General features: G+C 66.8%; 16 protein-coding genes and 1 pseudogene. 9 read left to right on the top strand and 8 right to left on the bottom strand.

Annotation, left to right across the window (positions count from 1 at the left end):
- Both acnA and ABDV68_RS14035 read left to right on the top strand, forming a co-directional pair.
- A partial coding sequence (gene acnA / locus ABDV68_RS14040) for an aconitate hydratase AcnA (protein ID WP_343520681.1) occupies positions 1-2273 on the top strand: 2273 nt, incomplete at its 5' end.
- Between the two features lie 83 nt (positions 2274-2356).
- The gene (locus ABDV68_RS14035) at positions 2357-2647 is read left to right on the top strand and encodes a putative quinol monooxygenase (RefSeq protein ID WP_343520682.1); all 291 of its coding nucleotides are present in this window, start codon (positions 2357-2359) and stop codon (positions 2645-2647) included.
- Positions 2648-2712: 65 nt separating this feature from the next.
- Here the strand turns inward: ABDV68_RS14035 and ABDV68_RS14030 are convergent, their stop codons facing one another.
- Positions 2713-3645 (bottom strand): right-handed parallel beta-helix repeat-containing protein, encoded by a 933-nt coding sequence (locus ABDV68_RS14030; protein ID WP_343520680.1) that lies wholly within the window; start codon positions 3643-3645, stop codon positions 2713-2715.
- Positions 3646-3740: 95 nt separating this feature from the next.
- Positions 3741-4298: a type 1 glutamine amidotransferase domain-containing protein gene (locus ABDV68_RS14025; RefSeq protein WP_343520678.1), complete on the bottom strand. Its 558-nt coding sequence runs from the start codon at positions 4296-4298 to the stop codon at positions 3741-3743.
- Positions 4299-4387: 89 nt separating this feature from the next.
- Here ABDV68_RS14025 and ABDV68_RS14020 point away from each other — a divergent pair, with 89 nt between their 5' ends.
- Together ABDV68_RS14020 and ABDV68_RS14015 are read left to right on the top strand one after the other, a co-directional pair.
- Positions 4388-5395: a DNA topoisomerase IB gene (locus ABDV68_RS14020; RefSeq protein ID WP_343520677.1), complete on the top strand. Its 1008-nt coding sequence runs from the start codon at positions 4388-4390 to the stop codon at positions 5393-5395.
- Positions 5396-5405: 10 nt separating this feature from the next.
- Positions 5406-6602, top strand: a complete 1197-nt coding sequence (locus tag ABDV68_RS14015; protein WP_343520676.1) for a mechanosensitive ion channel family protein — start codon at positions 5406-5408, stop codon at positions 6600-6602.
- Positions 6603-6609: 7 nt separating this feature from the next.
- Here the strand turns inward: ABDV68_RS14015 and ABDV68_RS14010 are convergent, their stop codons facing one another.
- The gene (locus ABDV68_RS14010) at positions 6610-7554 is read right to left on the bottom strand and encodes a DUF2167 domain-containing protein (protein WP_343520675.1); all 945 of its coding nucleotides are present in this window, start codon (positions 7552-7554) and stop codon (positions 6610-6612) included.
- A 215-nt stretch (positions 7555-7769) separates the two neighbouring features.
- Between ABDV68_RS14010 and ABDV68_RS14005 the strand changes: the two genes are divergently transcribed.
- The 3 genes from ABDV68_RS14005 to ABDV68_RS13995 all read left to right on the top strand — a co-directional run bounded on the left by ABDV68_RS14005 (position 7770) and on the right by ABDV68_RS13995 (position 10158).
- Positions 7770-8234 (top strand): MaoC family dehydratase, encoded by a 465-nt coding sequence (locus tag ABDV68_RS14005; RefSeq protein WP_343520674.1) that lies wholly within the window; start codon positions 7770-7772, stop codon positions 8232-8234.
- A 23-nt stretch (positions 8235-8257) separates the two neighbouring features.
- Positions 8258-9433, top strand: a complete 1176-nt coding sequence (locus ABDV68_RS14000) for an acetyl-CoA C-acyltransferase (protein WP_343520672.1) — start codon at positions 8258-8260, stop codon at positions 9431-9433.
- Positions 9434-9561: 128 nt separating this feature from the next.
- Positions 9562-10158, top strand: coding sequence for a hypothetical protein (locus ABDV68_RS13995; protein WP_343520671.1), 597 nt, complete (start codon positions 9562-9564; stop codon positions 10156-10158).
- 45 nt (positions 10159-10203) lie between these two features.
- Here ABDV68_RS13995 and ABDV68_RS13990 read toward each other — a convergent pair whose 3' ends face one another.
- The 3 genes from ABDV68_RS13990 to ABDV68_RS13980 form a co-directional block, all read right to left on the bottom strand.
- A complete protein-coding gene (locus tag ABDV68_RS13990; protein ID WP_343520670.1) occupies positions 10204-10680 on the bottom strand; it encodes a hypothetical protein in 477 nt (158 codons plus the stop codon).
- A gap of 64 nt (positions 10681-10744) precedes the next feature.
- Positions 10745-11227 carry a hypothetical protein gene (locus ABDV68_RS13985; protein WP_343520669.1) on the bottom strand — a complete coding sequence of 161 codons (483 nt, stop codon included), beginning with the start codon at positions 11225-11227 and terminating at the stop codon, positions 10745-10747.
- Positions 11228-11301: 74 nt separating this feature from the next.
- On the bottom strand, positions 11302-11769 hold the full coding sequence (locus tag ABDV68_RS13980; RefSeq protein ID WP_343520668.1) for an Lrp/AsnC family transcriptional regulator: 468 nt from the start codon (positions 11767-11769) through the stop codon (positions 11302-11304).
- A 119-nt stretch (positions 11770-11888) separates the two neighbouring features.
- Here ABDV68_RS13980 and ABDV68_RS13975 point away from each other — a divergent pair, with 119 nt between their 5' ends.
- A complete protein-coding gene (locus tag ABDV68_RS13975) occupies positions 11889-12248 on the top strand; it encodes a VOC family protein (RefSeq protein ID WP_343520667.1) in 360 nt (119 codons plus the stop codon).
- 14 nt (positions 12249-12262) lie between these two features.
- Here the strand turns inward: ABDV68_RS13975 and ABDV68_RS13970 are convergent, their stop codons facing one another.
- Entirely contained in the window at positions 12263-12565 is a 303-nt protein-coding gene (locus ABDV68_RS13970; RefSeq protein ID WP_343520666.1) for a hypothetical protein, read from the bottom strand.
- 90 nt (positions 12566-12655) lie between these two features.
- Between ABDV68_RS13970 and ABDV68_RS13965 the strand changes: the two genes are divergently transcribed.
- Complete coding sequence (locus ABDV68_RS13965; protein ID WP_343520664.1) at positions 12656-13219, top strand: demethoxyubiquinone hydroxylase family protein; 564 nt, start codon at positions 12656-12658, stop codon at positions 13217-13219.
- 12 nt (positions 13220-13231) lie between these two features.
- Here ABDV68_RS13965 and ABDV68_RS13960 read toward each other — a convergent pair.
- Positions 13232-13439: pseudogene (locus tag ABDV68_RS13960) on the bottom strand (polyhydroxyalkanoate depolymerase); the annotation flags it as partial.

Raw genomic sequence — 13439 nt, 5'->3', positions numbered from 1 at the left:
TGATGGTCGACGAGTTCGGCACGCCCAAGGCGTTCGAGGAGAATGTCGAGCTCGAATATCAGCGCAACATGGAGCGCTACGACTTCCTCAAATGGGGCTCGAAGTCGCTCGACAATTTCTCGGTCGTCCCCCCGGGCACCGGCATCTGCCACCAGGTCAACCTCGAATACATCGCCGACGCGATCTGGAGCTCGGAAGGACCTGACGGCACCACCGTCGCCTATCCCGACACGCTGGTCGGCACCGACAGCCACACCACCATGGTCAACGGCCTCGGCGTGCTCGGCTGGGGCGTCGGCGGCATCGAGGCCGAGGCCGCGATGCTCGGCCAGCCGGTGTCGATGCTCATCCCGGAGGTGATCGGCTTCAAGCTCACCGGCAAGCTGCAGGAGGGCATCACCGCCACCGACCTGGTGCTGACGGTCACCCAGATGCTGCGCGCCAAGGGCGTGGTCGGCCGCTTCGTCGAGTTCTTCGGCCCCGGCCTCGCCAGCATGACCCTCGCCGACCGCGCGACCATCGCCAACATGGCGCCCGAATATGGCGCGACCTGCGGCTTCTTCGGCATCGACGACAAGACGCTCGACTACATGCGCCTCACCGGCCGCAGCGACGAGACCGTCGCGCTGGTCGAGGCCTATTGCAAGGCGCAGGGCATGTGGCGCCACGACGACATGGCCGACCCCGTGTTCACCGACACGCTCGAGCTCGACATGGCGACCGTCACCGCCTCGCTCGCCGGCCCCAAGCGCCCGCAGGACCGCGTATCGCTCAACAAGGTCGACGAGGTGTTCAACGGCGACCTGTTCAAGGTCTATGGCAAGGAGAACGGCCACCGCGTCCCGGTCGAGGGCAAGGACCACGACATCGGCGACGGCGACGTGGTGATCGCCGCGATCACTTCGTGCACCAACACCTCCAACCCCTCGGTGCTGATCGCCGCCGGCCTCGTCGCGCGCAAGGCCCGCGCCAAGGGCCTGACGCGCAAGCCGTGGGTCAAGACCTCGCTCGCCCCGGGCTCGCAGGTCGTCACCGACTATCTCAACAAGGCGGGCCTGACCGAGGATCTCGACGCGATCGGGTTCAACCTGGTCGGTTACGGCTGCACCACCTGCATCGGCAACTCCGGCCCGCTCGCCGAGCCGATCAGCGCGGCGATCAACGGCAACGACATCGTCGCCGCCTCGGTCCTGTCGGGCAATCGCAACTTCGAGGGCCGCGTCTCGCCCGACGTGCGCGCCAACTTCCTCGCCTCGCCCCCGCTGGTCGTCGCCTATGCGCTCAAGGGCACGGTGACCGAGGACATGATCGAGACCCCGATCGGCGAGGGTTCGGACGGCCCGGTCTACTTGAAGGACATCTGGCCCACCAACGAGGAAGTCCAGGGCGTGATCAACGCCAACATCGACTCCGACATGTTCCGTACCCGCTATTCGAACGTGTATCTGGGCGACAAGCACTGGCAGGCGATCAACGTCGAGGGTTCGGCGACCTATAACTGGCCGGTTTCAAGCACTTACATCGCCAACCCGCCCTATTTCGAGGGCATGACGATGACTCCCGCCCCGATCGCCGACATCATCGACGCCAAGCCATTGGCAATATTGGGAGATTCGATCACCACCGACCACATCAGCCCGGCCGGCTCGATCAAGGCCGACAGCCCCGCGGGCAAGTGGCTGATGGAGCGTCAGGTCGCCCGCGCCGACTTCAACAGCTACGGCGCGCGCCGTGGTAACGACAATGTCATGGTCCGCGGCACCTTCGCGAACATCCGTATTCGCAATGAAATGGTGCCGGGCGTCGAAGGTGGCATGACGAAGTATGATGGCGATATCATGCCGATCTACGACGCCGCGATGCGTCACAAGGCAGACGGGACTTCGCTGGTCATCGTCGCGGGCAAGGAATACGGCACCGGTTCTTCGCGCGACTGGGCAGCGAAGGGCACGAACCTTCTCGGCGTCCGCGCGGTGATCACCGAGAGCTTCGAGCGTATCCACCGCTCGAACCTGGTCGGCATGGGCGTGCTCCCGCTCCAGTTCGCGGAGGGCGTCGACCGCCAGACGCTCAAGCTCGACGGCTCGGAAACCTTTACGATTCAAGGCGTTGCACAGCTCCGCCCACGCCAGGACGTCGAGGTCAAGCTGACCCGCGCCGACGGCTCGAGCGAGACCTTCCTCACCCGCTGCCGCATCGACACCGTCAACGAGCTGGAATACTTCCTCAATGGCGGCATCCTGCAGTACGTCCTGCGGAACCTCGCAAAATGACGATCGGGCGCCGGCAGGCGGTCGCCGGAGGCCTGGCGATCGCCCTGCTTGCGCCGCACGCCACCGCGACGGAGAGGACCAACATGTTCGGATTGCTAGGAAAAATGCGCGCCCAACCCGGCAAGCGCGCGGAACTCATCGCGATCCTGCTCGAGGGCACCGGCGAAATGCCCGGCTGCAAGGCCTATATCGTCGCCGAGGACATGAAGGAGCCCGACGCGATCTGGATCACCGAGGTGTGGGACAAGGCCGAGAGCCACAAGGCCTCGCTCCAGCTTCCCGCCGTCCAGGCCGCGATCGCCAGGGGCCGCCCGCTGATCGCCGGCTTCGACAGCCAGGTCGAACTCAACGTCGCCGGCGGCGTGGGGCTTTAGGTCTTTCCTCAATCCTCCCCGCCAGGGGGAGGGTTAGTAGCGGAATATGATTGCTTCCGGCAGCTTCAGCGCTGCGCGATCGGCGCGATCCGGTCGGCGAGGTCGTTGTCGCGCACCACCAGCGCATCGCGCGACCAGTTGCCGACGAACGTCGTGCGTTCCTTGAACGCGGGCGAGAGCCACGCCTTGTTGCCCTCGATCACCAGCCCCGCCGAGCTGTGCTTCGGCCCTTCGGGCGCCACCGCGATCATCGTCGAGTAATTGTCCTTGTTCGGCCCCTGCTCGAACGAGTTGCCCGCGATCCGCCCCGTCGCGCCGTTGGACAGGTCGATCGCATAGTTGGTGTTGCGCCCCTGGCTGTCGTCGAAGCTCGAATCGAGGATCTCGACGCGCGGCGCCCGCACCTTGACATAGTGCCCGCCGGTCCCGCGCTCGAAGCGCGACTGGAAGATGCGCAGCGAGCCATAATCGCCGATGTACAGCGCATGCGCGCCATTGCCCGTGGGGTCCTTGCCCAGACCCGCGAAGGTCGAGCGCTCGATCGTGATCCGGCCCTGCGGGAAGCTTGCGGTGAGGATGCCGCACTGGCCGTCGATGAACATCGCGTTGGTGACGTGGAGGTCGCCGGTCTCGAGCCGGATGCCGGCGCCGTTGCCGTCCTCGACCAGGGTGCGCATGAACACGATCCCGTCGACCTTCGCCCCGCGCCCGCGCAGCACGAGCGTCGCCTTGCCCTCGCAGACCGCGCGATCGAAGATCGCCTTGCCTGGCACTTCAGCGACGAAATTGACCTCGCCCGCTTCCTGCACCGCGCAGTCGCCATAGCGGCCAGGCGCGATGCGGATCGTCCCGCGCCCTTCGCCGATCGCCGACACCGCCTCCTGCAGCGAGGCATAGCCGCGCCCGGTCTCCTGCACGGTGAACGGCCCGTTCCGCCCCTGCGGCAGCGCAGGCGCGGTGGTGGCGAGCAGGGCGGCGACGGCGAAAGCGAGGCGCATGGACGAACTCCGCGAAGGTTTCGCGGGCTTATGCGGCAGAAGGTGTCACTACCCCCTTAACTCTCCTCCGGAGGGGGAGGAATTCGATCATCTCGTCACTCCACCGCCGCTTCCCGCTCCTCGGCCAGCAGCGACTTGATCGCGTCCACGAACATCGGGATGTCGTCGGGCTTGCGGCTGGTGATCAGGTTGCCGTCGACCACCACCTCTTCATCCACCACCGTCGCGCCGGCATTGGCGAGGTCGGTGCGCACCGAGGGCCAGCTCGTCACGCGCTTGCCGTCGACGATGTCGGCCTCGACCAGCAGCCACGGCGCATGGCAGATCGCCGCCACCACCTTGCCGTCGTCGAAGAACTCCCGGACCAGCTCGACCGTCCGCCGGTCGAGCCGCAGCTTGTCGGGATTGCCGACCCCGCCGGGCAGGACCAGCGCGTCGAAATCGTCGCTGTCCATCTCCGCGACCAGTGCGTCCGGCGTGATCGTCGCGCCCTTCTCGCCGCCGCTCTCGCCCTGGATCGGATCGGCCGCGAGCGAGGCCAGCGTTACCTTCGCGCCGGCGTCGAGCAGCGCCTGGCGCGGCTTCATCAGCTCGGATTCCTCGAACCCGTCGGTCGCGATCATCAGCACGCGCGCCTGCGAGAGGTCGGCCATCTCGTTTCTCCCAGCTTTTTCAAACCTCTCAACCAGTCCGCCGGACAGCGGTTCCGGAACGATCCGCCGGGACGGGCATTCAAAGGGACATGAAGCGCGGCCTGCGATATTGCGACGACAGCCGGCCGGGCATCACGCGGCGCAAGGTGCGGCATGGCTGGGGCTATTGGGACGCCGAGGGCAAGCGCATCACCGATCGCGACGAGATCGACCGGCTCAACGCCGTCGGCCTGCCCCCCGCCTATGCCGACGCCTGGTACTGCCCGCACCCCAACGGCCACCTCCAGGCGACCGGCATCGACGATCGCGGGCGCAAGCAATATCGCTACCATCCCGAATTCCGCGCCGCGCAGGAAGCCGCGAAATACGACCGCTGCGTCCAGTTCGGCCATCTCCTTCCCAAGCTTCGCGCCCGGATCGAGGCCGACCTGCGCAAGCGCTCGCTGTCGAAGGAGCGTGCGGTCGCCGCGGTCGTCCGCCTGCTCGACCGCGGCCATGTCCGCGTCGGCAACGAGGGTTACGCCAAGGCGAACAAGAGCTTCGGCGCGACCACGTTGCGCAAGCGCCACGCCAAGCTCAAGGGCAGCACGCTCAAGCTGCAATATCGCGCCAAGTCGGGCCGGTTGCGCACGCTCGTCCTCACCGACGGCAGCTTGCTCAACTTCGTCAAGAAGTGCCAGGACCTGCCCGGCCAGCACCTGTTCGGCTGGCTCGACGACGCCGGCGAGGCGCGCCCCGTGACCTCGACCGACGTCAACGACTATATCCGCGAGGCGATGGGCGACGAATTCACCGCCAAGCATTTCCGCACCTGGGGCGCGAGCGTGATCGCGTTCGAGGCGCTGGCCGATGCCGACGGCTATGTCGGCCTCAACACCTTGCTCGAGCCGGTCACCGCCGCGCTCGGCAACACCCCCGCCATCGCCCGCAAATCCTACGTGCATCCCGACCTGATCGCGCTGGCCAAGGACCGCGAGGCCCAGGCCGCCTTCCGCAAGACCTTGCGCCTGCCCCGCGCCACGCGTCATCTCAGCCGTGCCGAGCGCGGCCTGATCGCCTTTCTCGAAAGCGCTGGCGTTACCGCCAAAGCTGCCTGAAGGACCAATCATGACCGTCAACAACAACAACGCCGCCGCGGCGCAGAAGACCGCGAACGCCACCTCGGAGAGCTTCCAGCTTCAGGTTCAGACGCTGTGGAACGACAGCGTCGCCTGGCTCGGCAGCCACTGGCTGCAGATCCTGATCGCGGTCGGCATCGCCACCGCGATCGTCCTGCTCCTCCATGTCCTGCGGCGCTGGGGGATGAAGCTGTGCGAGCATTCGACCGGCCCGGCCGGCTGGGGCACGATCCTCGGCCGCGCGGTGGCGAAAACCGGCAATTTCTTCATCGTCATGGTCGCGGCCAAGCTCGTCAGCGGCTACGCCAACCCGCCCGAGATGCTGGGGAAGACGATCGACTTCCTCTTCACCCTCGCCGCCGTGTTCCAGGCCGCGCTCTGGGCGCGCGAGCTGATCCTCGGCGCGATCGAGAAGCGCACCGAATCAGAGAACTATCATGGCGAGGCCTTGCTATCCGCGCTCGGCCTGATCCGCCTGCTCGTCACCTTCGCGCTGTTCGCGATCGCTTTGGTGGTGGTGCTCGACAATCTCGGGGTCAACGTCACCGGCCTGGTCGCCGGCCTCGGCGTCGGCGGCATCGCGATCGGTCTCGCCGCGCAGGGCATCTTCGCCGACCTGTTCGCCGCGCTCGCGATCATCTTCGACCGCCCGTTCCGCCGCGGCGACAGCATCGCCTATGACCAGACCAAGGGCACGATCGAGGCGATCGGGCTCAAGTCCACCCGCATCCGCGCGTTCACCGGCGAGGAGCGGATCATCGCCAACAAGCAGCTGCTCGACAAGGAGATCCAGAACGCGTCGATGCGCGACCACATCCGCATCGCGCTTCCCATCGGCATCGCCTACGAGACCCCGCCCGACAAGCTGGAGCGCATCCCCGCGATGCTGCGCGAGATCGTCGAGGGCGCCGGTGCGCACGTCGCCCGCGCCAGCTACAACGCGTTCGGCGCGAGCTCGGTCGACCTCGTGCTCGAGTTCGACCTCCCCGGCAACGACTGGGACACCGCGCACGCCACGCGCGACCGCGTGATGATCGAAATCCTGCGCAAGTTCGCGGCGGAGAAGATCACCATCCCCTACCCGACCCAGACCGCCTTCACCGCCGCGCCCGACGGCACGCTGATCTATCCCTATCCCGACGTGCAGCCGGTCGTCAGCGTCGGCCAGGAGAATGGCGCGACCTGAGTCGGGCCTATTCCCCGTCCTCGTTACGGCGGCCGAAGAGCTTGCGGAACGCCCCGACGATCGCCCCGCCGAACGCCAGGATCCCGACCAGGATCAGCTTCCAGAACTTGGCGAGCAGCGCGAGGAACCCGACCTTCTTCGCCACCGCGACCGCCGCGCCGCCGCCGACCAGTCCGGCAAGGCCATAGCCGGCGGCCTTGTCGGTCGCCGCGTCGTAATCGGCATAGCGCGCGCCGGACTCGAAGTCCGCCGACCGGCCGAACTCCGTCGCGGCCTGACGCACCTGCGCCAGCATCGGCATCGTCGCCACCATGTTGAGACTCAGCACGCCCGTCCGGCCCAGCAACCGGACGTCGTAGTTCAGGCCATTGACCTTGCTGTCGCTCGAAGCGAGCTCGCGCGCCCAGATCAGCGAGTGCGCCCCGGCGTCGTAGGACGGCGGCTGCGCCCAGCCGACCAGCGAGAGCGTCGGGAACCCCGCGGCCTTGCGCTGCTCGTTCTCCGCCGCCTCGCCTTCCTTGAGCGACGCCAGCACCGCGTCATAGTCCTGCGTCGTGGCGTCCTCGTCGGAGACATAGCCGGTGTCGCGATAGGTGATCACCGCGCCCCACGCGTCATCGGTCGGCGATTTGCCCTTCTCCATCACCAGGCCGAGCACGTCCGACACCACCTCGGGCGGGTTGCCCCATAACTGGGTCAGCACCCGCTTCGCCTCGTCCGCCGGCAGGAAATAATAGCGGTCGCCGAGGTGGAGCACCGCCTTCGCCGCCGCGATACGCACATCGCCCGATTGCGGATGCAGGCCGCGGAGGAAGGTCTTGGCCTCGGCCGGAAGCTTCTCGTCGATCGCGATGGCGGGTCCTGCCGCCGCCGCGGGCTGCGCATGGGCTGGAGCGGCTCCAGCCGCAGCCAGCACGACGCACAGCGCAATCGCGCGACTCGATGTTCGCATGTACATTCCCCCCTGTTCCCCGGCGACGATCAGGACAGGATTAGCCGATTCCGTCAAGCCGAGGTGGAAATCCCGCTCGATTCGAATATCGGGTTTGGACCCGTCGGCGTCGTATCCCCTTAAGGAGGGAACGTTTTTCGCGTTCCTAGTAGGCCCCTCTTGCCGTGCACGTCAGGTTGCGCCTACATGCGTGCGAGGATGCGAGAGGGAGCCGGATGGCCGACGTCGAGACGATCACGATCCAGCAGCTCGCCACGCGGATCGGCGAGGAGCGCGTCTCGGACTGGGTCGAGGTGACTCAGGCGATGATCGACAAGTTCGCCGACGCGACCGGCGACCACCAGTTCATCCATGTCGATCCGGCCAGGGCCGCGATGACTCCGTTCGGCGGCACCATCGCGCACGGCTTTCTCACCCTCTCGCTGATGCCGCTGCTCAACTCGCTGACGCCCCAGCCCCGCATCGAGGGGGTGAAGATGGGGGTCAATTACGGCGGCAACAAAGTCCGTTTCCTGCAGCCCGTGCGCTCGGGCAAGCGCGTGCGCGGCCGCTTCAAGACGCTCGAGCTGGCCGAGAAGCGTCCCGGCCAGTGGCAGCAGACCGTCGAGTTCACCGTCGAGATCGAGGGCGAGGACAAGCCCGCGATGATCGCCGAATGGATCAGCCAGATTTTCGTCTAACGATCATAAGAGGATAGCCACCCATGCGTTCCGCCGTCATCGTCTCCACCGCCCGTACCCCGATCGGCCGCGCCTATCGCGGCGCATTCAACGCGCTCCCCGCCCAGACGCTCGCCGCCAAATCGATCGAGGCCGCGGTCCAGCGCGCCGGGATCGACGGCGCCGAGGTGCAGGACGTGGTGTTCGGCGCCGCGCTCCAGCAGGGGCACCAGGCCGGCAACATCGCGCGCCAGGCGCTGCTCCGCGCCGGGCTGCCGGTCAGCGTCGCGGGCATGTCGATCGATCGCCAGTGCGCCAGCGGCCTGATGGCGATCGCGACCGCCGCCAAGCAGATCGTCTGCGACAATATGGACATCGCGATCGGCGGCGGCGTCGAGAGCATCAGCCTGGTCCAGACCCCGCAGATGCGCGTCGCCGCCGATCCCGAGCTGCTGGCGATGCACAACGACGTCTACATGCCGATGCTGCAGACCGCCGAAGTCGTCGCCGCGCGCTACAATATCGGCCGCGAGGCGCAGGACGAATATGGCCTCCAGTCGCAGCAGCGCACCGCCGCCGCGCAGGCCGCGGGCAAGTTCGACGACGAGATCATCCCCGTCACCGCGACGATGAACGTGGTCAACAAGGAGACCAAGGAAGTCTCGCAGAAGGAGGTCACCCTCACCAGGGACGAGGGCAACCGTCCCGACACCACGCTGGAGGGTCTCCAGGCGCTCCAGCCGGTCGTCCCCAACGGCGTGATCACCGCGGGCAATGCGTCGCAGCTCTCCGACGGCTCCTCCGCCTCGGTGCTGATGGAGGAGAAGCTCGCGGAGAAGCGCGGCCTCGCCCCGCTCGGCCGCTATGTCGGCATGGCCGTCGCGGGCACCAAGCCCGACGAGATGGGCATCGGCCCGGTCTTCGCGATCCCCGCCCTGCTCGAGCGCTTCAACCTCAAGATGGACGATATCGGCCTGTGGGAGCTCAACGAGGCGTTCGCGGTGCAGGTGCTGTACTGCCGCGACAAGCTCGGCATCCCCAATGAGCTGCTCAACGTCAATGGCGGCTCGATCTCGATCGGCCACCCCTATGGCATGACCGGCGCGCGCTGCACCGGCCACGCGCTGATCGAGGGCAAGCGCCGCGGCGCCAAATATGTCGTCGTCACGATGTGCGTCGGCGGCGGCATGGGCGCGGCGGGGTTGTTCGAAGTCCTCTGAGCCAAGTCGATTGGACGAGGGGCCGGCGGAGCGATCCGCTGGCCTTTTCTTTTCCCTGGCGCATTGTCACGCTCGCGCGTGATATTGTATCATCCTATGATGGTCGTGCATTGGCGCGGGAGAGCGGGATGACGGAACGGTTCATACTGGCGGCTGCTCTAAGCGCAGCGCTGTTCGCCTGGCCTGCATGGGCGTGCTCACCGGTCCCGATGCCGCCGCCCCTGCCCGGCGAAAGCCAGCAAGCCTATAAGGCGCGCATCGCGGAGGAGCAGCGCAGGCAGGCCGAACGATGGCTGCGCAATCGGCAGACCGACGCGTTGCAGCGTGCGGATACGATCTTCATCGCCCGCGAAACCGTGTGGCCGCCCCCTTCCCGTCCACAGGCGAGAGCCCACCGAGGAGGCGCACCCCGGCCGCCGGCGCGGATCAAGTCCGTCAGTTTCGTCGACCCGCCTCCGGCCTATTTCAAGCCAATCGACTGGTTCCGCGGCCCGCGCACGCGGGCGTCGTTCCGGATCGAGCGTTCGATGACCACCTGCGGCGTGATGAGTGTCGGCGACACTTCGCTGAGCACGCCGAGCAACCTCTATGTCTTTTTCGCGCGCAAGGGGCCGCTGTCGGAAAAGACGCTGATCGACGCGATCGCGGCCGACAGGATCGACGACCCCGCGCTCGTCGCATTCGTGGCGAGGCATCGCGGGATGCCACCCGCCGCACGTCGATAGTCGCGGCGGCTTGGGCGTGGCGGGCTATTCGCGCCGCAACGCGGCCTATTTGAGATAGGCCATGAAATATTCGTGCGCCGACATGCCGTCCGCCTCGAGATTGGCCTCGACCGCGCGCTTCGCGGCCTGACCGAACTCGAGCGGGCTCATCCTGCGGGGCGCCTCGCCGAGTTCGGCGACCAGCGCGTCGAAACCGTGGCGAAAGCGCTGGTCCTCACGGCGCATCTCGAACGGCAAGGGGTAGCGCAGCACGTAGCGGAAATTGCCGACCGGCTTGCCGATCATCGGAATGCGTCCGATCACGCGGTGGCGCTGACCATTCGAGATGGCGAACAAGTGCGCGAGTGTTTGCGCCAGCACGCTGCGATCATAGTGGCTGCGCCGGCCGCGGTCGGCGATGTCGATCAGGATCCGCCCAGGCTCGGCGCAAATGCCAAGGATCGCTTCGGGCGAAACAGGCGGCGGCCAGCACTCGCCGCGCCGTCGCGCCTTGAACAGCTCCCATCCAACGAAGACCGGCATGCGAAAGCTCATACGGACCCCTACCCCGCAATCCTTTCAAATTGCGCAGCCGACCGCTGGCCGTCTACCCGACGCGGTTGAAATAATTGGTCCGCATCACCGGCTTGCCGTCGGGCGTGAAGAACACCACCGTCTCGGTCATCGTCTTGCCGTCCGCCGCGACGGTATAAGTGCGCATCGACCCCGGAACGCCGCCCTTGGCCAGCGCCTGCACCATGACGTTGGGCGCGGGAAGCCTCACCGCCGCGGTATCGGCCTCGAGATTGCCTTCTACCGCATAGGAGGTGCCGTCGGGCCTATAAGTCCCCGTCGCATGACTGCGCGCGCCATCCTGGCCCAGGACCTCGACATCGGTCCGCCACTTGCCGCCGCCCGCGTCGCCGTAGGTGATCGTGACTCGCTTCGGCCGCGCCTCGGGCGGCATCGGCAGCCGCGACAGATCGACCGCCCAGCTGCCGAACAACGGCGAGGCGGGCGTCGCCGGGGCGGAGGCCGGGGCCGCCAGCGCGGTGCCGGCGAGCAGAAGGGTTGCCACGATCGATTTCATATGCTCTCTCCTCTCAGGGAGATGTAATGATACATTATATCATTCCGGGAGGCAATGATCGATCGCGCTGCGATTCATTCGATCGGCAGCGTCAACCCGACCTTGGTCCGCCCCATCACCACTGAGGTGCGGAAGCGCCGCACATTCTCGTCGCCGAAGAACAGCCGCCGGGTGAGCGCCTCGAAATCGGCCATGTCGCGCGTCACGCAGACCAGGGCGAAATCCGCCTCCCCCGTCACATAATAGCATTGCTGGACGTTGGCCTCGCGCAGCGCCTTGCGGCGGAACGCGTCGAGCTGGTCGATGCGGTCGCGCTCGAGCTCGACCATCACGATGAAGCTCATCCCGAGCCCGACCGCCAGCGGATCGATCACCGCGACCTCGCGCGCGATCACTCCACTCTCGCGCAGCCGCCGCAACCGCCGCTGCACCGAGGCCGGCGACAGGCCCGTATCGTCCGCCAGAGCGTTGATCGGCGTCCCGCCATCCGCCTGCAGCAATGACAGCAATCTGCGATCCTGCGGGTCCAGTTCATTCGCCATGAGCTATATCAGTCAAATATTCCTCTTTCTTGATCAATTCAAATCAAAATTGACTGAAAACTGCGCCTCTACGTTGCCAATTCCACATTATCTGCACGCTTCCACACAAGGAGGCAACCATGCTCGACCATCTCGAAATCAAGACCCCGGATCTCGCGCGTACGCTGCATTTCTACGCAACCCTGCTCGCTCCGCTCGGCTATCGGCAGATGGTGGACGGCGCCGGCAAGGGCTTCGGCGACGGCGAGCGGCTCGACTTCTTCCTGACCGAGGGCAACGCCTCGGCGAACGTGCATTTCGCCTTCACCGCGCCCGATCGCCGCGCGGTTGACGCGATCTACGCGATCGGGCGCAAGGCCGGCTTCACGCTCGACCGCGAGCCCGCGCTCGCGCCGCACATCCATCCGAATTACTATGCCGGCTATCTGCGCGATCCCGACGACCGCCTGATCGAGTTCGTCTGCCACGCCCCCGCCTGAGGCAGGCGCCCGGCTCACTCCGCCGAGGGGCAGTTCGTGGCGTCGGCGCCGCGCTTGAGCACGATATTGCCCCATTTGGTATTGCCGGGCCTGGCATCGAGACGCCCGTCGTCGCCGGTCTTGCGCACCGTGAGCGTCGCCTTGGGGATGTGCTTGCCCGATCCGCTCGGCCGCGGCGTGGGGCTGGGCGTCGGCGTCCCCTTGGCGAGCACGCAGGCGTCCTTCGTCCCGCCCGACACGTCCGACTGGGTGAGCGCCACCCCAGCGACCGCGGTGCCTGTCGTCGCCATCAAGCCGATCACAAATGCCGTCCGCATCGCATCCTCCCGAAATGACGCGGCGTCATAGCACAAGGTTGGCCACGACGCAGCTTGACGCGGGCTCCGGCGGCCGCGAAGCCGGGCTTCATGACGGATGCTCACGGCACGACGCCGCTCGGCGCCCGGCTCAGGGCCGGGGAGACGCTGGCCGATCGCATCATGAAGGTCGATCATGCGGGCGAGCACTGCGCGATCTGCATCTACACGGCGCAGCGCTGGATCGCCCGTTGGCGTGCGCCCGCGATGGTCGCCGAGCTCGGCGAATTCCTGACGCACGAACGCCGGCATCGCGCGCTGTTCGCCGCGCAACTCGCGGCACGTGGCCGGCGGCGCTGCCGCAGCTATCATCTCTGCGCGCTCGGCGGCTTCGGGCTGGGCATTGCGACCGGACTGCTCGGCAGCCGCGCCATCGCGGCCACTACGGTGGCAATCGAGCGCGTCGTGCTTGCCCACCTCACGCAACAGTTGGCCGAGATTGGCGAAAGCGACCCAGCCGCATCAAGCACGATCCGGCAGATCGTCGCGGAAGAACAAGAACATCACGATCGCTCGGCGGCGCGCCTCGACCGGCGCGGCGCCTTCGAACAGATCATTGATCACGTCGTCGCGATCTCGACCGAGGCAATCATCTGGCTTGGAATGCGCCTCTGAGCGGCGCGCGCCTCACCCGTGCGCGGCGATCCAGTCCTCAAGCACCGGCGCGATCTTGGTGCGCCACTTGCTGCCGTTGAAGATGCCGTAATGGCCCACGGCCGGGGCCATATGGTATTTCTTCATCTTCGCCGGCAGCTTGGTCGCGATCGTCAGCGCCGCCTTGGTCTGGCCCAGGCCCGAAATGTCGTCGCGCTCGCCCTCGTTCGCGAGCAGCTCG

Source organism: Sphingomonas sp., assembly GCF_039595165.1.
GTDB lineage: Bacteria > Pseudomonadota > Alphaproteobacteria > Sphingomonadales > Sphingomonadaceae > Sphingomonas.
The sequence above is the reverse complement of the archived record's forward strand: the minus strand, read 5'-3'. Positions and strand labels throughout refer to the sequence as shown.